The sequence below is a fragment of the Flavobacterium adiutor genome, from assembly GCF_048282555.1.
GTDB lineage: Bacteria > Bacteroidota > Bacteroidia > Flavobacteriales > Flavobacteriaceae > Flavobacterium.
In genome coordinates, this window is sequence record NZ_CP182487.1 from 2289428 (window position 1) to 2309741 (window position 20314).

At 35.3% G+C, this 20314-nt stretch carries 22 protein-coding genes; 7 read left to right on the plus strand and 15 right to left on the minus strand.

What is annotated here, in order from left to right; genetic code table 11:
* Positions 1-439: 439 nt before the first annotated feature.
* From ACNC7R_RS09835 to ACNC7R_RS09860, 6 genes are all read left to right on the plus strand, one after another.
* Positions 440-856, plus strand: coding sequence for a hypothetical protein (locus ACNC7R_RS09835; RefSeq protein ID WP_417940894.1), 417 nt, complete (start codon positions 440-442; stop codon positions 854-856).
* 310 nt (positions 857-1166) lie between these two features.
* Positions 1167-2090 (plus strand): hypothetical protein, encoded by a 924-nt coding sequence (locus ACNC7R_RS09840; RefSeq protein ID WP_417940896.1) that lies wholly within the window; start codon positions 1167-1169, stop codon positions 2088-2090.
* Positions 2091-2094: 4 nt separating this feature from the next.
* Positions 2095-4074 carry a TonB-dependent receptor plug domain-containing protein gene (locus ACNC7R_RS09845; protein WP_417940898.1) on the plus strand — a complete coding sequence of 660 codons (1980 nt, stop codon included), beginning with the start codon at positions 2095-2097 and terminating at the stop codon, positions 4072-4074.
* Positions 4075-4078: 4 nt separating this feature from the next.
* A complete protein-coding gene (locus ACNC7R_RS09850; RefSeq protein ID WP_417940900.1) occupies positions 4079-4441 on the plus strand; it encodes a hypothetical protein in 363 nt (120 codons plus the stop codon).
* Between the two features lie 59 nt (positions 4442-4500).
* Complete coding sequence (locus ACNC7R_RS09855; protein WP_417940902.1) at positions 4501-5367, plus strand: MbnP family protein; 867 nt, start codon at positions 4501-4503, stop codon at positions 5365-5367.
* Between the two features lie 64 nt (positions 5368-5431).
* Positions 5432-6451 carry a cytochrome-c peroxidase gene (locus ACNC7R_RS09860; RefSeq protein WP_417940904.1) on the plus strand — a complete coding sequence of 340 codons (1020 nt, stop codon included), beginning with the start codon at positions 5432-5434 and terminating at the stop codon, positions 6449-6451.
* Positions 6452-6548: 97 nt separating this feature from the next.
* Here the strand turns inward: ACNC7R_RS09860 and ACNC7R_RS09865 are convergent, their stop codons facing one another.
* Genes ACNC7R_RS09865 through ACNC7R_RS09895 form a run of 7 tightly spaced genes read right to left on the minus strand, consistent with a single transcriptional unit; the run spans position 6549 to position 12276 of the window.
* Complete coding sequence (locus ACNC7R_RS09865; RefSeq protein WP_417940906.1) at positions 6549-7841, minus strand: DASH family cryptochrome; 1293 nt, start codon at positions 7839-7841, stop codon at positions 6549-6551.
* Complete coding sequence (locus ACNC7R_RS09870) at positions 7838-9376, minus strand: cryptochrome/photolyase family protein (protein ID WP_417940908.1); 1539 nt, start codon at positions 9374-9376, stop codon at positions 7838-7840. The genes ACNC7R_RS09865 and ACNC7R_RS09870 overlap by 4 nt, the downstream gene beginning before the upstream one ends.
* Position 9377: 1 nt before the next feature.
* Entirely contained in the window at positions 9378-9515 is a 138-nt protein-coding gene (locus ACNC7R_RS09875; protein WP_417940910.1) for a DUF2256 domain-containing protein, read from the minus strand.
* A gap of 20 nt (positions 9516-9535) precedes the next feature.
* On the minus strand, positions 9536-10963 hold the full coding sequence (locus ACNC7R_RS09880) for a deoxyribodipyrimidine photo-lyase/cryptochrome family protein (RefSeq protein WP_417940912.1): 1428 nt from the start codon (positions 10961-10963) through the stop codon (positions 9536-9538).
* Positions 10964-10965: 2 nt separating this feature from the next.
* Positions 10966-11568: a flavin reductase family protein gene (locus tag ACNC7R_RS09885; RefSeq protein ID WP_417940914.1), complete on the minus strand. Its 603-nt coding sequence runs from the start codon at positions 11566-11568 to the stop codon at positions 10966-10968.
* A gap of 57 nt (positions 11569-11625) precedes the next feature.
* Positions 11626-12042: a DUF2452 domain-containing protein gene (locus tag ACNC7R_RS09890; RefSeq protein WP_417940916.1), complete on the minus strand. Its 417-nt coding sequence runs from the start codon at positions 12040-12042 to the stop codon at positions 11626-11628.
* Between the two features lie 12 nt (positions 12043-12054).
* Entirely contained in the window at positions 12055-12276 is a 222-nt protein-coding gene (locus tag ACNC7R_RS09895) for a DUF2805 domain-containing protein (RefSeq protein WP_417940918.1), read from the minus strand.
* Between the two features lie 821 nt (positions 12277-13097).
* Between ACNC7R_RS09895 and ACNC7R_RS09900 the strand changes: the two genes are divergently transcribed.
* Positions 13098-13601 carry a hypothetical protein gene (locus tag ACNC7R_RS09900; protein ID WP_417940920.1) on the plus strand — a complete coding sequence of 168 codons (504 nt, stop codon included), beginning with the start codon at positions 13098-13100 and terminating at the stop codon, positions 13599-13601.
* Between the two features lie 478 nt (positions 13602-14079).
* Here the strand turns inward: ACNC7R_RS09900 and ACNC7R_RS09905 are convergent, their stop codons facing one another.
* The 8 genes from ACNC7R_RS09905 to ACNC7R_RS09940 form a co-directional block, all read right to left on the minus strand.
* Entirely contained in the window at positions 14080-15216 is a 1137-nt protein-coding gene (locus tag ACNC7R_RS09905; RefSeq protein WP_417940922.1) for a type II secretion system F family protein, read from the minus strand.
* A complete protein-coding gene (locus ACNC7R_RS09910; protein WP_417940924.1) occupies positions 15206-15676 on the minus strand; it encodes a PulJ/GspJ family protein in 471 nt (156 codons plus the stop codon). The genes ACNC7R_RS09905 and ACNC7R_RS09910 overlap by 11 nt, the downstream gene beginning before the upstream one ends.
* Positions 15658-16011 (minus strand): hypothetical protein, encoded by a 354-nt coding sequence (locus tag ACNC7R_RS09915; RefSeq protein ID WP_417940926.1) that lies wholly within the window; start codon positions 16009-16011, stop codon positions 15658-15660. The genes ACNC7R_RS09910 and ACNC7R_RS09915 overlap by 19 nt, the downstream gene beginning before the upstream one ends.
* Positions 15999-17282: a hypothetical protein gene (locus ACNC7R_RS09920; RefSeq protein ID WP_417940928.1), complete on the minus strand. Its 1284-nt coding sequence runs from the start codon at positions 17280-17282 to the stop codon at positions 15999-16001. The genes ACNC7R_RS09915 and ACNC7R_RS09920 overlap by 13 nt, the downstream gene beginning before the upstream one ends.
* The gene (locus ACNC7R_RS09925; protein ID WP_417940930.1) at positions 17279-17767 is read right to left on the minus strand and encodes a hypothetical protein; all 489 of its coding nucleotides are present in this window, start codon (positions 17765-17767) and stop codon (positions 17279-17281) included. Before ACNC7R_RS09925 ends, ACNC7R_RS09920 begins: the two co-directional genes overlap by 4 nt.
* Positions 17768-17849: 82 nt before the next feature.
* On the minus strand, positions 17850-18785 hold the full coding sequence (locus tag ACNC7R_RS09930; protein ID WP_417940932.1) for a hypothetical protein: 936 nt from the start codon (positions 18783-18785) through the stop codon (positions 17850-17852).
* Positions 18786-18849: 64 nt separating this feature from the next.
* Positions 18850-19578, minus strand: coding sequence for a hypothetical protein (locus ACNC7R_RS09935; RefSeq protein ID WP_417940934.1), 729 nt, complete (start codon positions 19576-19578; stop codon positions 18850-18852).
* A 524-nt stretch (positions 19579-20102) separates the two neighbouring features.
* Positions 20103-20291, minus strand: coding sequence for a CHC2 zinc finger domain-containing protein (locus ACNC7R_RS09940; RefSeq protein ID WP_417940936.1), 189 nt, complete (start codon positions 20289-20291; stop codon positions 20103-20105).
* Positions 20292-20314 lie beyond the last annotated feature (23 nt).

Below are 20314 nucleotides of genomic sequence, written 5' to 3' on the forward strand. Positions count from 1 at the left end.
ATATTAAATGGTTTAAACTGGATAAGTTTAGAAATTTAAATTTACAAGCGCTCTCTTTTAACAAATCAGATCTTGAACTATTTAAGAGTTTTATAGCTAAGAATCAACCTAACTTTCCCGGTTCTTATTTTGTTGAAGAAACCACAAAAGAAGGATTTGATATGCTGATCAATAATGAATTATCTCAAAGTGCATTGCCCTATTATCTTATTTTATCCAAAAATCCAAAGTTGAATTTGGGTCATTCGCTTCATCAGGCTGAAATGATAATGTTAATGGATGAAAATTATGAATCAACTATTCACTACACACTAGATTTTAATATTATCGGCAAAATTGAAATTTATAAAGAGTTAAAAATAAAATAAAGCCTTGTAAATGAATATAGAATGATTTTTTGTTTAATAAAACAAAAGATTCTATTAAAACAAATGTAAAAATGATGTATTTTTACGCCAATAAACAAGTAAATGAGCAATTGAAAAGGTTAATTATTATAGCACTTTCCATTTTAATTTTATCGCCATCATTTGGCAGCATGTTCGTTTATGCTTCATTCAAACTCAATCAGAAAGAAATAGCCAAAACTATTTGTGTACAACGCAAATTGGTATTTAATAGTTGTAATGGACGATGTGAACTTCAAAAAAGTATCAAAAAATATTCTGATAACGAAAGAAAAATGCAGGACAGCCTAAAAGATAAATTAGAGCTTGTTTATGTTCAATGTACTGCTGAAATCAGTTTTGATATTGTTTCTGCTATTGAATCCAAACAAAACATTTCTGCTTTATTTGAAAAGAAACCTGTAAGGGCTTCTAATCTTACTTTTCACCCTCCGCTCTGGTTGGCATAGATCAATATTTCAGTTTTAATTTTTAAAAACTTGATGTCATTGTAAATATTCAATGATACATAAAAAGTGTGCTGTATTTTCATATTGTTATAATTTGGATTTATTGCAGAAAATGATGTTATAAAAACTTTATTATTTCTATTCACCCTTTTTTTTACTACAGAAACTGTTGATCGTCTTCAATAATTGAAAATCTGCTTTGATGTAATATTTCAATTAAAATCATCCATTTTAATCTCACGGCACTCTGGCTTTCAAAATCTGATCGCTTTCTGGTGCATTTTAAACCGTTTTTCAAATATTCATACCAATGAAATCTTTTAAATTTTTAGTCATTGCACTGTTTTGTGTGATTACTTGCTGCACAATCGATAAAACAGATTACCAGGTCGAAACAGGCTCTGAAGTCCCGGAATATTACGAGTTTAAAGAAGCTGTTTCTCTATCAAGCGGCAATTATAAAATAAGTATTGAAGCCTTAAACGGAACATTTTATAAAGGGTATAACGAACTTCATTTGAAAATTACAAATTCGCAGACCAATCAGGATATAAGTTCCTCAGAAGTAACATTTTTACCCATTCTGAGCAGCACTGATGGAAATAAAACATCCTGTCCGCACAATTACAATCTCCAGTATGATGCGGCCAATAAATATTACGCGGGGTATTGTGTATTTACAAGTGAAAGCGATGTTGCAAACAGTTGGAAACTATATCTGAGTTTTACTGCTGATAGTCAGAAATATGACATTACTAAAGATATTTCGGTTGAAAAGCAAAGCAATAAAAACCTCAATATGACAACCTTTACCGCAAAGGATGACCAGCAATATGTTATTGCACTGGTTTCCCCTCAAAAACCAACTGTCTCAGAAAACCAACTCACTGCAGGTATTTATAAATACAATAAACCAACCGCTCCTGCAGGTGTTTTTCCGGATCCTTCTCAGTATTCCTATTCAGAGGTGAGTGGTTATACTTTAAAATTAGACCCAAGAATGCCCGAGCCTTCAATGGGAAATCATTCTTCGCCGAATAATCAGGATCTCACGCAGCAAAACGATGGTTTGTATCATGGGGTGGTCAATTATACGATGACCGGAAACTGGACCCTTAATTTAATTATGATCAATCAAAATGGGCTGATCCTAAAAGGAACCGTCGTTCCGACAGATTTTACGCCTGGAGTGGAAGGGGTGAAAAGTGAACTTTATATTGATACCTTATTTTAAAAATATGAAATATATCATAATACTGTTTTTTTTAGCAATGTCTGTTACGGCGCAAAACACCTGCGCACATCACGACAGCATAAAAAACTTAGAAGAAGTACAGGTAAAAAACGCTGTCAAAAAGAAAATCGAAACCGAAATGAAAATGGCAGTTTCTGTTGATGAATTTTTATCATCTGCTGATAATATCAGCTTCATCAAACGAGGCGCTTATGCATGGGAGCCGCTTTTAAATAATATGAGCAGCGAACGTTCTACCCTTACTATTGACGGGATGCACATTTTTGGCGCCTGCACCGATAAAATGGATCCGGTAACGTCTTATGTGGAGAGCAATAACCTTTCAACTATTGATATCAAATCAGGGCAGCAGGGAAGCCTTCATGGTGCAACGGTGGCCGGAAGTATTGACCTGAAAAGAAGAAGCACACCGTTTGGTCTTGCCAAAAAATGGAACGCAGCCTACCAAAGTGGATTTGAATTTAATAACAAACAGTTTTTTAATCTTGGAAATGTGGTCTATTCAGGTAAAAAAATTGTGGCTGAAGGAAGTATTTCGTACCGAAAAGCAGACGATTATTATAACGGAAACAATGATGAAGTAAAACATTCACAATATAAAAAATTCAATACCTCGTTAGGTTTTGCCTACAAAACCACTGATTTGTCATCTGTAAGAGTAGATGCTATTTTTGATATGGCAAAAGATGTTGGCTATCCGGCACTGCCAATGGACTTATCACTTTCCCGTGCCCTTATTACATCAGCTTCTTATAAACAATTATTTGAAGATGGACTCATAAAAGTAATCGACTCAAAAATCTATTTTAATGCCATTGAGCATTATATGGATGATAACACCCGTCCTGAAAATCTGGTTCACATGGATATGCCGGGCTGGAGCACTACTTATGGACTGGTTTCTAAAGCCAATTTGAAAAAGAACCGTTATTCGTCAGAAATACAACTTAATGCTTATGATAACTTATCTATTGCTGAGATGAGAATGTACCCGCAGGATAGAAGCAAAAGAACCATGTTTGCTTACAGCTGGCCTTGGGTTACAACCCGTTACGGGGGGCTTTCTATGAATAATTCATGGGAGCTTTCAGAGAAAAGCCAGTTGAGTTTAGGCGGTTCTTTGGGCGTAAATTACAATGATTCCAAATATGTAGAATTCAACTGGATTTTCCATCCCGGGGCACCTCAGGAAAAGACAAGGTTTCTGCCGAGCCTGCATGCAGGTTATAATTTGGATATTGATCATTTTAATTTTTCTGTAGGAACAGGTTACGGGCACAGGGCACCTTCTGTCTCCGAAGGGTACGGGTATTACATCTACAATAGTTTTGACCGTTACGATTATATTGGAAATCCCGATTTGAAAAATGAAATTTCATATGAAGGAAATGCCAGCGCAGGTTTTCAAAACAAAAAATTAAGCATTCAGGGTAAAATTAATTACTTCTACATTCAGAATTATATCATTGGAAGGATTTTAAGTATGGGAAGTCCGATGAATTATCAGTCAGTTGGAGTGAAAGGGTATACGTCATTAGATTATGCAACACTTTTAAATATGTCTATGAATGTAAGTTATGATGTTTTAGAACATTTACATTGGAAAGGAACACTTACCTATGCGCGTGCAATGGATGATCAGGGAGGAAACCTGCCTTTTATACGTCCGCTTAGTTATCAGACTTCGCTTCATTTTATGCACAAAAAATTTGGCATACAGACTTCTGTAAATGGTGATTTTCAGCAGATCAATTACAGTCCGGAGTACGGAGAAGATTTAACATCAGCTTATTCCACCTGGAACATATCAGCGGATTATTCTTTTAATATCAATAGAGTTAAAGCAGTGGTGCAGGCTGGGGCTGAGAATTTACTAAATGAATATTACAGCACTTATGCCGACTGGGGAAATATCCCAAGAATGGGGCGCAATATTTTCACGTCTTTAAAATTCAATTTCTAATAACATGAGAAAAGTTTTTAGTATCACAATGACAATGCTTTTGTTGTTGGTTTCTATCCAGCAGGCACTCATTATGGTACACTTTAAGCTCAATCAGAAAAATATAGAACAGGAGTTTTGTGTCAACAGAGCCAGGCCGGAACTGCAATGCCATGGTAAATGTCATTTAAAGAAAGAATTAGAAAAATCAGACAGCACCGATTTGGAACTGACCAGTATTGGCAAGAAAATAGACATGACTTGGATTTCGAACATTGAATTTAAAGTTCCTTTTTTAACAGCTATAAATTCTAATAAAGTACTATTTTATAAGGAATTTTGGAAAGTAGAACCTTGTTTGGAAATTTTTGTACCACCGCCTATTTAAAATGATAGTTACCCCGTCTCAACTAATAACTAGAATAACAAGAATTAAATCAAAAAGAAATGCAAAATTTAAAAAAATACCTTTTATTATCCATTGCCTCATTGGCATTCGTATCGTGTTCAAGTGATGATGATAATCCAGCAGCAAACAATGTAACATTGGAATTCAATAATACTTTCAAGGATAATACTATTGTTCTGGGCAATGCAGCTTCAGCATCGGCGACAGTAAATACATCAGCTGCAGGACAAGTGCATCATTTTTCAGAATTGAAATATGTGATCAGCAACATCCGTCTTGTAAAAGATAACGGAGATGAAGTGCCGTACAACGTAAATGATCTGGATAAAGGAGCAACCGTAATTGATCAGGCCAAAACAGCGACACTTAGTTATGTTTTAAGCAATGTACCGTCTGCGACTTACAAGCAGATTAAATTTGGTTTGGGTATAAAACCAGAGCAAAATACTTTAGACCAGGTAAGGTTTCCTAATTTCTATGCCTCGGCGGGAGCCAACGATACAGAAATGATGTGGGAATGGGGAAGCGGTTACCGTTTTACAAAAGTGGAAGGGTTTTATGATACTGATAATAAAACAATGTCAATCCATACTGGAAGCACAGTGGAAGGAACTGCTCCAAACTACACCCAGGGTGTGAATGCGTACAGGGATATTACTCTGAACCTGACAGCCAATGCAGTTGTGGGAAGTAAAGCTCCGAGAATTAAAATTAAAGCCGATTTTGATAAATTATTGAGCGGAAAAGCGAATACCATTACCTTGTCAACCGGAACAGGGATGAATGATAATGCAACTCCAAATATTCATACTGCTGCCCAAATGGTAAAGTTTGTGGATAATCTGGGAGGAAACGGATCAAGTGATATTACAGGAATGTTTTCTGTAATAAGAGTAGAAAACTAAATTCATATTGCAGCACCGTCAGGATTTTACAGGCCCGGCGGTTCTGTTTTTAAATTCATTTGTAATGAAAAAAATAATTGCTATCCTATTGCTTTCAATCTTGCTTGTATCCTGCAGCAATGATGATGATGCTGATATGATTTTGATTGATAATCCCGAAATTTCGCTGAGTATTCCATCCGGATTTCCTCAGCTTAATGCTTTTTTTAGCCAGAACAGACCCACTAAATACGGCGTAGAATTGGGAGAAAAATTGTTTTCGGAAAAAAGGTTCAGTGCGGATAATACTATTTCATGTTCTACTTGTCATATCCGGGCAAATGCCTTTACGGATCATAATGCGCAGGCTGTTGGTATCAAGGGAAGGGTAGGGCTTCGAAATACACCATCGCTTCAAAATCTGGCTTTTTTGAAATTTTACAATTGGGACGGAAGCAAGCTGCAGCTTGAAAACCAGCCCCTTGTTCCTATTATCACCCATGAAGAAATGGATTCGTCAATTTTGGAGGTCATTGGAAAAATTAAAGACGACGCAGCTTACAAAGATTTGTTTGCAAAAGCTTTTGGAGATGAGACTATCACACCGGAGAGAATCTATAAAAGCATTGCACAATTTGAGTATACCTTAATTTCTGCCAGCAGCAAATACGATAAGATGAAACAAAATAAAGCCTCTTTTACAGAAAGCGAATTGCAGGGATACCAGACCTTTCAACAAAAATGCGCCAGCTGTCATGCTACAGAATTGTTTAGTGATCAAAGCTTTAGAAATATAGGTTTTCCTTTGAACATGAATACTAGTGAGGCAGGTCGAGGCAGGGTTACGGGAATTCCTTCTGATTTTATGAGTTTTCGCGTGCCTACTTTAAGGAATATAGAATACACTGCTCCTTACGGAAGTTTTGGTCAGTTTGCTGATTTAAGATCTCTTTTGGATTATTTTGATAATGGTGTTTTGGATGCAGATAACCTCGATCCGATTTTTAAAGATAATGGCAGGCGAATTCCGCTAAGTGAAGAACAAAAAAACAATCTTATTGCGTTTATGAAAACTCTTAGTGATGCTCAATTTTTAGGAGACTAGAAGTCGTTTTTAGAAATTACCGATAGGTATAACAAAAACTTAATCAGGCTCATTTTCAATATTGAATCTGCAAAGTTTAATTTGCTTTTGACAGCCTTCAATTCTTTAGCCATAGATTTCTAAAGGTTTTATTTTTATCATAATCTGCTGCCTGTTTTTCTATGTTAAAATAACGGCTCCCCTTGGGATCATTGCCTACACCGGCTAAATAAGCCCAGTTTCCCCAGTTACTGCAGACATCATAATCTATCAGCTGTTGCTCGAAATAAGCTGCGCCATAACGCCAGTCGACTGCCAGATCGTTGCATAGATAGCTTGCAACATTCTGTCGGCCTCGATTGCTCATAAAACCGGTTAATTTGAGTTCGGTCATGTTAGCATCAATAAAATCTACTCCGGTTTTTGCATCAATCCAGTTCTGTAGCAGGTCTAAATTGACTGTTTTTGTTGTAAAATCCGTATTTTTAATTCCGTTTTTCTGAAAAAAACTGTTGTGATATTTTTTCATCATGAACCTGAAGTAATCACGCCACAACAATTCAAAAATCAGCCAATAGGTTGAATCATTGGCAGTGTGCAGCGATTCATATTTTTTAAGTTCCTGATAGATAAACCTCGGTGAGATGCATCCTAGGGCAAGCCAGGCAGAAAACTTAGAAGAATAATCCGAACCAGTCATTGCGTTTCGGGTCTGCTTATATGTTGAAATTGACCTAGATTCAAAGAAATAATAATTCAGTCTCTTTAAGGCCTGTGATTCTCCTCCAATATACCCAATAGCGGCTCTGGGATCCATGCTTGTTTTATGCAGCCCAAGCTGCTGCAGATCTGGCAGATCAAGTTCAGGAATTTCAGGCGAATTGACGTCTGCCGGTTTTCCAAATGCTATTCTTATTTGTGAATCCTTTTCTACTTTTTTTCTAAAATCAGTAAATATATCGGGTATGTTTTTTATAGAAAAAGGCAGATCCTCAGCATGGTATAAAGTACTGGTGCTGAAAGTGAGGAATTCACACTGAAGTTTCCAAAGTTCAGACTGCACCAGGGTTTCGGTACGCTTTTCTTCAAAAGCAACTTCCCGTTTGGCATATACTTTAGCCGCTTTGTATTGCTTTACAATTTTTGGGATTTCAATTTCAGGCTTTCCTTTTAAAATAAGCAGACCTGATCCTAATGCTCTTAAATTAGTGTCCAGGTCTAGTAAGGATTCCATCAGAAACTGGGCTCTGAAAGCGCCTGTTTTTTTAAATCCATATGCTGTTGTTGTAAAATGTGAATCATCGAAACAATAAATCGGAATGACACTGTCATTTTGAGAAATTGCTTTTAATAATGTTTCATTATCGGTTATCCGTAAATCTGTTTTAAACCAGACTATCGCTGTTTTCATAAGCTGTTTATGTTTTTTAAATAATGATCGGCTTGTTTTAACAAGGCTGTTTTATCCTCGGGCTTCATTTTATGCCATACTTTGTACACCATCCCAATTCTTGGATTTTTGGCCAGTTTATCTTCGTGTTTATCGTAAAAATTCCAATATAAACTATTAAAAGGGCAGGCTTTATCACCAGTTTTTTTCGCTTTATTATAAAAACAGGTTCCGCAGTAATGGCTCATTTTGTCGATATATGTGGCCGAACTTACATAGGGTTTTGTGCCTACAATGCCACCGTCTGCAAACTGGCTCATGCCTCGTGTGTTGGTAATTTCGACCCAATCCAGCGCATCGATATAAATGCCCAGATACCAGGCGTCAACCTGGTCAGGATCAACACCGGTCAGAAGCGCAAAATTTCCTGTAATCATGAGCCGCTGGATATGGTGTGCGTAGGCAAAAGTCAAAGATTGTGTTATTGCGTTTTTCAAGCAGTTCATTTTTGTTTTTCCTGTCCAGTACCAATTCGGCAGTTGCTGCTGATGATTCAAAAAGTTAAGGGAGGCAAACTCAGGCATTTTGAGCCAGTAAATACCCCGCATGTATTCTCTCCAGCCAATAATCTGGCGTACAAAACCTTCCAGTTGATTGTACGCTATACTTTCGGGCTGTTTTTCCCAGGCTTCAATTGCTGCCTGAATCACCAGGGCAGGAGAAATCATTTTTGTGTTTAAGGAAAAGGACAGTCGCGAGTGGTACAGCGACCATTCATCCGGGGCCATTGCATCCTGATAGGAACCAAATAAAGGCAGACATTCACCGATAAAAAAATCAAGCAGTTCAAGAGATTGTTTGCGGTTTATGGGCCATATAAAATTGGTACTGTCAATGCTCCCGATGGTTTTAATATCGGTTTTTAAAATCTCCTGCATGATATCAGAAACATTATTATTAAAAACCAAAGGCATGGCAGGCTTGTGATTTTTAGGGAGCTTTTTTCGGTTTTCATCATCATAATTCCACTGTCCTGTAATTGGGTTATCCCCAGCCATCAGCACATTGTGTTTCTTTCGCATGGCACGGTAAAAATTTTCCATGAGAAATGTTTTTTTACCTTCAAAGAATCTGCCCAGTTCATCGCGTGTGCTGAAAAAATGCTCCGTATCGTAAACTTTAAAGGCAATGGAAAGCTGTGAGCAAAAGTTTTTCAATAGTAAATCAACCCGATATTCATCTGGCAGCTGATACTCAAAAGCAGTATAATGATCCTTTGAAATAATAAAAGACAGATTAGCTTCCAGAGACTGAAGATTATCCTTATCGTTTAATTTCAGATAAATGCAATTATGGTTTTGATGCTTTAAATCCTTAGAAAACTCGCGCATTGCGGCAAAAAATCCTGCTATTTTTTGAATGTGGTGCGTGGCATAATCGGTTTCTGTCCGGATTTCCATCATGATATAGGTGATAGAATCGTCTGCTTTTTCAAACCAGGAATGGTTGCTGTTCAACTGGTCGCCCAGAATGAGCCTTAACGTTTTATTGGCCATATTATTTATTCATTCTGCATTTATCACTGCAGTATTTAACCTGCTCCCAAACTTTTTCCCATTTCTTCCTCCATGAAAAAGGACGATTACAAACCAGACAGATTTTAGTAGGCAGATTTTCTTTTTTTACTGTTCGCATTAGAATTGCTGCTATTTCAATTATTGAACTTTAATTTCTTCTTTTTTCCTAATACTCCAAATAGCGTCACTGGCGTATTTTCTGGTTTTCTCAATATCAACTATCGGAAAGGGATAATCTTTTCCAATTTCACATTCGTACAGCTGCTGATCGATCAAGCTCAATTTCCAGGGCTCATGAATTAAGTGTGGCGGGATATTGGCGAGTTCGGGAATCCATTTTTTGATAAAAATTCCTTCGCTGTCGTGCTGCTCAGAATTTTTAATGGGATTATAAATTCTGATAGTCCCCGTTCCGGTAACCCCCGCCTGCATCTGCAGCTGCGGATAATGGATTCCCGGTTCATAATCCAGAAACTGTCGTGCCAGAAAATGAAGATCGCGCCAGTCCTGCCAGAGGTTAAAAACAAAAAAGGACACCACCAGGGCGCGCATTCTAAAATTGAGAAACCCCGTTGCAGTTAAGCATCTCATACAGGCATCAACAATGGGAACACCAGTTTTTCCTTCCTGCCAGGCTTTAATGTAATTTTGGTTTTTAGGTTTTATCAGTACATCAAAGCTTGGGTCTGTGTTTTCAAATTCAATGCGGCAGTCACTTTCAAATTTCTGCATAAAATGGCAGTGCCAATGCAGTCTGGAAACAAAATTGAGCATCGCTTTTTGGTTGGGTGATGCTTCATAAAACTCATTGGTATAATGATAGACCATTCGCATACTTATATTTCCGTAGGCCAGATAAGGCGAAAGCCTGCTGCAGCTTTTTCGGCTTAAACCGGGTTTGGAAATATGTCTGCTGTAATTGACATGTCTTTCCTGGGCAAAACTTTTCAGATAACGCCATGCCCAGTATTCGCCGCCCTGCTGAAAGTTTTCATTATGTGTAGTAATAGCCTGAGAAAGTATTTTTCCTTTTAGGTTTTGATAAAAAGCATGATCTAAACTTTCAAATTTAATCGTATTCAGATCAATCATTTTAGGGGCGTCCCGCATAACTTTTTCCCACCGCTCATCCCAGCCTTGTCTTGATTTGAGTTTTCTAATCACGCCGTGCAGCTGCGATTGTTTCCACAAAATGCTATGATTGTCAAAAAAAGACTGCATGGCAATATCGCGGTCAAATGTGATTTTAGTACCGATTTCCTGATGCGAAAAAACGGTCTTAATTTCGTAAATACTCGATAAATGCTCAAAAACCCGCTGCACTTCATTGTGAAAATAATAGATATGCGCCCCAATTTGTTTTAGTTTAGACTGCATTTCTTTTAAGGATTCATAAACAAAACGCCAATGGCGCACATCAGAATCGTCATGTTCCATAATTGAAGGCTCAAAAAAGTAAACCAAAAGCAAGGGGATATTCTGCTGCTGCGCCCTAAAAAGAGGCTCGTGATCTGTAAAACGAAGATCACGTTTGAACCACATAATATTTACTATTTTTTTATTCAATTTTAAATCATTGATGTAATTTCCTTATCAGGTTTTGCATACGAGAGTCGGTCGAGCTGTACCGTTTTATGATAACTGTCCAATCCGGAACAGGTAATGGTATTGGCTTTTTCAAGATCTACAAATCCATCTGGGGACAAGCAGTTTTCAGGAATGTAGATCTGAACAATTTCGCCGATAATCATAGTGGTTTTATTGATAGCAAGATCTATTTTTTCTTTAAATTCAATGCCCAGTTGTATGTTGCTTTGCTCTACAAAAGGAGCGAAGAAATCATTTTTATATTCTTTGCTCAGTGCTGTAGCTTCAAATTCAGAAACCTCTTTATCATATCTGGCCGATGTCTGATGCGCTTGTCTGTAAATACCTTCGTTGATATGATTTAGCGTATAAAAACCCGTATCGAGGATATTTCTCAAAGAATCACGCTCGGGAGGACTCGGACGAAAAATCATCCCTAATAGTGGGGGATTGGCACCAATATGAAAAAAAGAACTAAAAACAGATAAGTTGGTGTTTCCCTGTGTATCTGATGTTCCAACCAAGGCCACACTTTTAAAACCGCCAAGGCTGTTGATCAGATGCACCAGAGTCTGTTTTTGCATTTTTTTCAGGTCACTGGTTTTAAAATTCAGCTTATTTTTCATCTCTTTAAAATTGTATTAAAAAGTAGTAGTTCTAGGAGTGATGAGGGCCCATTTTTTATCACTGTTGAGCCTGAAAGTGCCCACATGTTCCTTATTCCATTCTTCGGGTGTAATTAGCGAGATAAAATTAAAACCATCTCTATCTTTGTACAAATGATAGTTTTCCCCAATAATGGGTTCAAAAGAAAACCGGGCATTATAAAGCAGTACATTCCACTGAAATTCTTCGATTAAATTTTGATATTGAGCCTTTAATTGATTGAATTTACTTTCAAATTCTTTGTTTACCTTATGGATGCCCATGGTTTTCCATCCTGCCAGATCATCTGCTTTTATGACCGGCGCACCAACACTGGTAGAATACGGCAGGGTGCGTGCATTATAACCATGCTGCTCTGAAAACACGATATTGTCCGGTTTATCTTTTCTCATTAGCTGTAGTTTTTATCTTCTATTTGAAACTTTATTCTTACAATTTGCTCTTTGTCGGCTGCATTTAAAACGATCAATTTCCGCCGGGCGTTTTGCGGCTTGTTTGGTTTTGCCCTTCTCCACACGTAAATTGAATTGAAACTTTATGGCATCAAAAATGCTACGGTCTTCCCAAGCCATTTCTATGATGCGATCGATTTCAGGTGCAGAAAAGCTAGAATAACTTGTGTTCATCAGTAAGTTGTTTCTTTGAAAGAATGGGAAATCCTACAGCTAAGATAATCAATTAGATTTATTTTGTTTAATTATATCTAAAAATAGTTAAACAATATTTGTGTGTAAGAACTGGTTAGCCTTATTAATTAAGCGGACTGCTAATTGAATTTTAATTTATAGATATAAAAAATGGAAAAGACTGCAGTTATTGCAGGGCAGTAAAGCGATTAGCAGCAGATAGCAGTAAAATTTAAAACTTCTTGTTTTATTAAAGGTTTGGATGATGTTGTTTTTGGGGATATTCAGGATTTTTCTTGTGGTGGAGTGCAGCGAAATTGGAGCGGGCTGGTTTTGGTTATGGGGAGAAATTTCGGCTGTTTTCATAATTCTATGTCTATACTTTGATGGGATTGAAACTGTCCTGACTTGCTGCGAATTGAAGCAGTGCCATAAAAATTCCAATAAGGGTGATCTTAGCGGCTTGTCCTTTATCAGATGTAAAGCCGACAGGGGCGGTTTTTTACAGAATAAATCCCGATCGTGCAGGTCTGCATAACGGTTAGCGCAGAATTGTATTCTGTGTCCGGTAAAGTGAAGCAAATTAAGTAGATAAAATTGCTTCATTATCAAAGAGTTTTATGATAAGCTCCCCCAACTGTCCGAAGTGTTCCATTCCTTATTGAGAAGGGGTAGAGGTAACTAAATATTTTTTGGTAATTTGTAATCTTTTTTGGTTATTTTTGAAAGTATGTAAACGTAACAAACATTCGTATATACACCCAATTTCGGGTAGATTGGCGCTACTTTGTGGCGCATATAAATAAGTTACCAGCAATATTATGACTACACAACGTACAAAAGATTCATATCAAATACAGATTTATGATTTCATAAAAGATATTTATGTTGTTTGTCCGAATTGTAGCGAAAAAGGAATCGTAAAAACTGACGAAACACTTTTTAGGAATATTGACGAGAATAAGATTAAATTAATCTGTTCAAAGTGTGGTTATAATAAGCGACTTAATGAAATGTCAACAGGGATTGGATTTAATCCAAAAAGTGAAAATTTAATTTCTAGATACTTTGTAATTGGAGATATGAATGACCCTTATTTTCATCGACCTCTTTGGCTTAAAATTAAATGTGGCGAAAATACATTGTGGGCATATAATTATGATCATCTTGACTTTTTAGAAAAGCATGTTGAAGCGAAATTAAGAGAACGAAATATAGAAAGTATTGAAAACAAAAGTTTAGGAAGTAGATTACCGAAATGGATTACGTCGAAAAAAAACCGAGAATTAGTTTTGAAAACAATAAAACAACTAAGAGAAAAATAAAATACTGCTGGTAACAGCAAGGGATTCGTTGCGTGCGAAGCACGAACAATGAAGCCCGTGTTGAACGAAACCGCTCAACATCCATTCCTATGCGGTTTTCGATAAAGGAGTCAGAAGAATTTCAAGAGGCTATTGGGTCTCTTTTTTGTGATGTTTTGTGAAGCCTATTTTCCAATACAGAAATTAACAACTCAGTATTTTTAATGGTTTGCTGATGATGAGGTACAAAATCTAACAAAACAACACTTAACAAAAACAAAAAACGGTTATAAATTTTGTATAGCAGATAACGCTTTGTCAATTTTTTGTATTGTATATTAAAGAACACATTAACCCAGTGGTTGGAGCAAATTTAGAAATTATATTTTAAAAAGTGACATAGATTATCTTTTATAGTCTTAACTGAACAATTTGCAAACCCATTTTTTATGGGAAAATAAAAAAACGCTTTATTTTTCAGATAACAGCTATAATTGCCTCATCCAATAGCACTGCTCAACTGAAACATCGGTAAATACATGGCAACTAATAAAACTGCTACTAAAACGCCCACAAAAAGGATAATAAAAGGTTCCAAAACAGTGGTCATCACTTTAGATTGCTGCATCACTTCGTTATTGTATTGTTCGCTGAGTTGTTTAAAAACATATTCGGTCTGGTTAGTTTCTTCAGCTACTTTTACAAGTGAAATGATTCGGTTATCAAAAAGGGGAGTGTTTTTTAAACTGGAACTTAAACTGTTTCCTTTTAAAATACTTTCTTCAACTTTTTCCAGTGCATCCTGCAAGGGCACAAACTGAATCATTTTTTTTACCATCTGTATACTGTTCAAAAGTGGAACTTTTGCGGTCGTTAATAAAGTAACTGCTTGTGTAAATTGTGCGAGATAGACTTTGTTCATAAAAGCTCCTAAAACAGGGATTTTAATCAGCAAATAATGCAGTGTCCTTTTGTATTTAAGATTGTCTTTAAAAAAGCGTGCAGAGAAAATTAAAAGGACTAAAGCAATAAAAATATAGAATCCAAATTTTTTGGTCATCATAGATAATTTAACAATTATCTGTGTCAGATAAGGCAGCTCCATATTGTTTTGTTTAAAGATATCCTGGAACATGGGTACCACATAACTCAACATAAATACGACCACTAATACGGCTGTACTTAATACAATCGAAGGATAGGTGAGAGCAGCAATAATGATTCGTTTTTGTTCGTTTTTACGTTCAAAAAAGTAACCTAACTCCGCGCACACCTGTGCAGTTGTTCCGGTCTCTTCACCAATCTTGATAGAATAATATTCATATTCGGTAAAGGATTTGGAGGCTTGTAAAGCATCTGAAAACGGCTTACCATTAACGACCTGATTAAGTATAGTCTGAATCAGTTCTTTATCATTATTTTTCTTTAATGATTCAATAATCAATGAAAGGCCTTCTTTAAAACTTACTCCGGCTTTTAATAAAACTGCTAATTCCTGATAAAAGGTTTGTTTCTTTTTATTGTTAAAAGAATCTCCAAAAAGAGTGATTTCTTTTTTCAGCAAATCTTCAATACTATTCGGTTTTTTAGACTGAACAGTTTTTTTGTTTGGGGTGTTTTCTATTTTAAAGGCCATCGTCCTGATTCATAAATAAGGTTATATCATTTTTTTTTGAAACGAAAATTTCATATTCAGGAAGTTCTGTATCGGCAGAGATGCTAATAGCGTCTATAGTACCGTTCGTAATTTCTTTTCCTCTGAAAAATGCTTTGTTCGGGATAATTTTTAATTTAATTGTATCCAGATTTCTCATTATGAAATTTTCCTGAAAGGAGTAATGTATGGTATCTATTTCTGAAATCAGAATGAGTTCATTTTTAGTATAGGTTATAGTATGAGGCTCATTAAAATCCTGCCACAGCTTTTGCTCAAATAAAGCCAAAGTACTTGTTTTTTCAAAATTGACCTGAATTTTGTAGATTTGTTTCTGGACGATTCGCAGTACGCTAAATGCCATACCAACCACTATAGCAGTGATAATCATCACAACTATTAACTCTGCAAGTGTAAATGATTTCAATTTTCCTGCAGCCATACAATTTGTTGTTTTAAAATTTCCTTTTTTGATGTACTGTTTACGGCCGAAATGGTTATTGTTTTTTTAGAAGAAATGGTTGCTGAGTTTTCAGAATCAATAGTAATTTCCCAGCCTTTATAACTTTCCTGATATGGGATTTTGATTAAGTTATTCTGAATTTCATATTCCAGTTCATTAATTCTGTTTTCAACAGGGTGTGTATTTTTAGAAAAAGTATTTAAAACCAAATTGTTCAATACCAGACTGGCAATGACAAAGACGATTACAATCAGTACAGTTGCAACAAGAGCTTCAATCAGTGTGGCCGATTTTATTTTTTTTAATACAGCCATTGCAAAACAGTTTTAGGTTCTTGCTCTAAAAGGATTCCGCCATACATCATTGGAATATTTTGGTTTTCAATAGTAGCATTGTAAATATGATTCATAAAAATAGAACCTGATTGGTTAGCCACAAATTGCTTGGTGTAAACCGAACCGGAAACAGTTCCTTTAATTTCAAAATTTCCATTGCAATATACCTGTCCTTTTATTCTTGCGTCCTTTTCTAAAATAATTTGTGTTTTAAAATCAGGCGTTTCTTTAGTCTGGATATAACAGATACTGCCTTTTACAATACTTTTGGAGTCAATAAAAATTTGATTGTCAAATGGAATATTCGAAGTTTCATTCGGGTTGTTTTTATTATCCTGGTAAAGCAATAAAGCGGTAGGATAATTTAAATGGCAACTTTTTCCTAATGTAATTTTTTTAGAAGCTATGGCCTGAAAATTGCCAATAGTTTCCTCTTCAATTTCTATGATAGGGGCTATTAGTATGAGGTCTTTAAGAATTGCAGTTTTTTTTATGGTAATAGATGTTTCCGATTTAATGATAATATTACCTGAAATCATCTTGTTTTCCAGAACGATAGGATCTGGTGAATAATACCCTTTAGTTTTTGTTTTAAAAGAATTTGTAATTTTTAAAACCGAATTTAAATTTATGTAATCTCCCTGATTGCCGGGTTTATATTCTTTGAGGTAATATTGAACACTCTCTAATACTGTTTTTTCTAGTTTTGGCAATTCTGCAGTACTTTTTTTAACCGTGCCATAAATTAACTGTGATCCATAGTAACTGTTTCCGGCAATATATCCTGAGTTTACTCCCTGAGTTGGTAAATAGGCATTCCCGTGAATGGCTGTGTTTCCAACTACTGTTAAGCCATTATGGGTTTCCTGTAAAAACAGGGTAGGTGATTCATCCGATTTTATAAGGGAACCTATAAGTGCTGTTTTGGTAAATTTCTTTTTTCGAAATTGTGTAATAGTAATCCCTTTTTGAAAAATTCCCCATTGTGATAAACAGGTTTTTATGGTCTGATTTTCTTTTTTAAAGAAATCAATCTGAGCGGTATCCAAATTGATTTCTTTTTGTTCCAGCAAATATTGAATTCCAATATCTGTTATCTGGATATTTTCTATAGCTCCTTTTGACTGCTCTTTCATGTAGATAAAAGTATAAGCATACAAAATTAGCCCGGCCAAAAGCAAAGCAATAAGGACAGCTACAAAAACTGTAAACTGTAATGCACCGGATTTAATTTTACAGATCAGCTTCAATCTCCCAGCATTATAAGATTTAGATTTCCTTTGTATTTAATATAGACAGATTCTTTGTTACCATCTTTTAGAAAAATCTCATTTTGTATATCCCCAATTTTCATATAACAATTTTTTCCGTCAATAATCAGGATGAAAATTTTCTTTTTTTCTTTATTGTCAGTTACCATTCCTTTATAAACTACAGTAGGCCAGACCAAAGTTTCCTGTGGTTTAGGCTGTTTAATCGTTTTTGCAGATTTGGTTGAAGAAACCTTTGAAGATTCTTTGGGAGCGTACATTTTGCCTAAAAAAGGATCTCTGTAATTAACATCAATAGAAAATGTTTGTCTATCTTTTATCTTTAAAGGTTTTATGACAAAATCATTTTTCTCGATAGGATTTATATCATCTGTGTTGCTAAAAGAAAAAACCTGATACAAAACACCTCCCCACACGAATAGTACGATAGGTAACAGGATGTATATGTTTTTTTTGTTTTTCATTTAATCGTTTATTTTCGGGCTAGTTCGTTTCAATCTTGAAAATTTTATATTCTAATTAGCGATTAGAAATTCTAAAAGAATTTTAATTTATAGTAAAACTGAAAACAGTACTTTTATCACTTACATTTCCGGCTTCGTCAAAAGATTTGATGTACCAGTAGTAAGTGCCTTTGGTCAGTGTTTTATTGTAAGGGCTGGACGCCTTATCTTTAAAATTTAAATTTGTCAGGGCACTTTCGTTATACGCATAAATGCTGTCTGTTTCAGTACTGCCTGAAACAGGGATTCTGCTAAACTGAAAATTAATACTGGTAGAAGTCGTTGAACTTGCATTTACCGGATTAGTAAGAACAGGAGTGTTGGGTTTTTTCGTATCTGTTAAAATGGTTCTTGTCGTATATAATGTTTCTTTTGTCCCATTACTGGCTCTGACTTTCCAGGTAAAGCTTCCTTCAGGAAATGTGTAATCGATACTGGTAGAGGAAGTGTTTTCTTCTTTAACGACAATATTATTATTGTCATAAATCTGAAGCTGGTATTCGGTGGCACCAATGATGCTTTGCCATGATAATTTCTGAGCCGCAATTTTTGTAATGAGGTTATTGTTTGGCGATAGCAAAACAACAGTATTGTTTTGGAAATCATCGTTGTTTAAAATTTCAAAAGCCCATGTTTTATAAGCAGTTTCATAGCCACTGTTGACTGCTTTAACACGCCACTCATATTTCCCAATATTTAATTGCTGGTTAAATGTTGTAGCAGTAACTAAGGTATCAAGGACAATTTGTACGGGTGACGCAAAATTAGGTTTGGCAATCTGTAAATGATATTTATCTGCATTTTCAATTTTATTCCACGAAAAAGAAACACCGGTCGAAAATAAACCGGAATTATTGGCAGGGGCAACCAGGGTAACTTCTTTATCTGAAATATCATCTAAAAGTAATATTTCCTCACAGGAAAATAAGGCTAAAAATAAAATGCAGGGTATAATTTTATAGAAAACGAATTTGTTCATTTGAATTGATTTTCAGTTTATAACTGATTAGAATTTATAGAATAGGAGGAGAGATGAAAAAACATTACATATCGAAAAGGCTTTTCATTTTTTTATCCTCCGGGATTGCTTTAGTATTTCCTTTACAGCTGTTTTTCCCTTCCACAATATCAGCGATGTACCATTGTCTTTGCTGATTGGAAGCCCAGCAAAATTTACTGCTTTGATAGCCTACAATACTATCAGTACTCACATCAATAGAGTCTGTTTTCTTACCGGTTTTGTATAAGGCGATCGTATATTTTTTTTCAAGGGAATTTATTAGATAATAAGCATCAGCCTGCCTGATTTTTGTAATTTCATCAGTAGAAAGGCTTACGGCAATGCTGGTGATAATTTCAAAGTTCTCAGTATCTCTTAGCAGCCTGAAAACATCTGTATTATAAGACGCATTGAGTTCACCCACAAATCCATTTATATCTAATATTTTAAGGGTAACCAGTTCCGGTTTTTTAGGAAGACTATCAATATATGTGACTTTAGTCTGGTTTTGGTTGTATCTGGCTTTTGACTTATATACTTTGTTTAATTTACGGTTAAAAGGCACAATGCCAATTGTAATCCTAATTTTATTTTCGAGTTTAGGCAGTGTTCTGACTGCAAAATTATTTTCCTGTTTCGTGTTTTTTTGAGATTGGCCTATAGAACCTAATTCCGGAGATGTAGTGGCAATTTTGTAAGTGTCATTTTTTATTTTAGTGGTTTGACAAGCCGTACAAACGACAAGAAATAACACAATAATTTTTTTAATCATGATTTTAATTTTATATAAAATTATCCTGTTAAATTGTAAGGATATTTTTTTAACAAATCTATAAAATTAGACTATAGGTTTGTCAGATTTTATATGATTTTTTTGATGATTTATGTGTAAAACTTGTGATTATTTAATTTTAGTTCTATTTTAAACTAATGAGAGATTAAATAGTATGTTGTGATAGCTACAATCTTAATGAGGATTTTTTAAATTATCCACGTTGAAAACGCTATTTTTTGTATTTTAGATTTAAGTAGGTGCTCAATGTAATCTAGCACCAGAATGATGTACAAACGAGTACCAGTTGGGGAATTAAAAGATTTCTTGAGACAATTTAACGGAGTGAGTTCTAAATATCTTCAGAACTATTTGAATTTATTCACTTACAGAATCTAAACAAACCATTAAACAATGGTTAGTTGGAGCTTTGTTGGCGGATAAAGCATACAAACTATATTTACTCTTTAAACAAAATGCTGTTAATATTTAGAATATAGCGATTTTTAATAATCCTGAACTCATCATTGAATAACATCGCCATTTTTGCCACAAGCGTGGTATTTGTAAAAGTTCTTTTCCAGATGTACTTGCAAACTTGCGTTTTTGTCATCGTGAAAAGGACAATTGAGCATTTTATTCTTAGGTTTTAAGCTATAATGGTTCAAAACTTGTGCTAATGGTAAATGCTGTTTTATTGATGTGATTTCCATTGATAAAATTATTTTAAAACTTT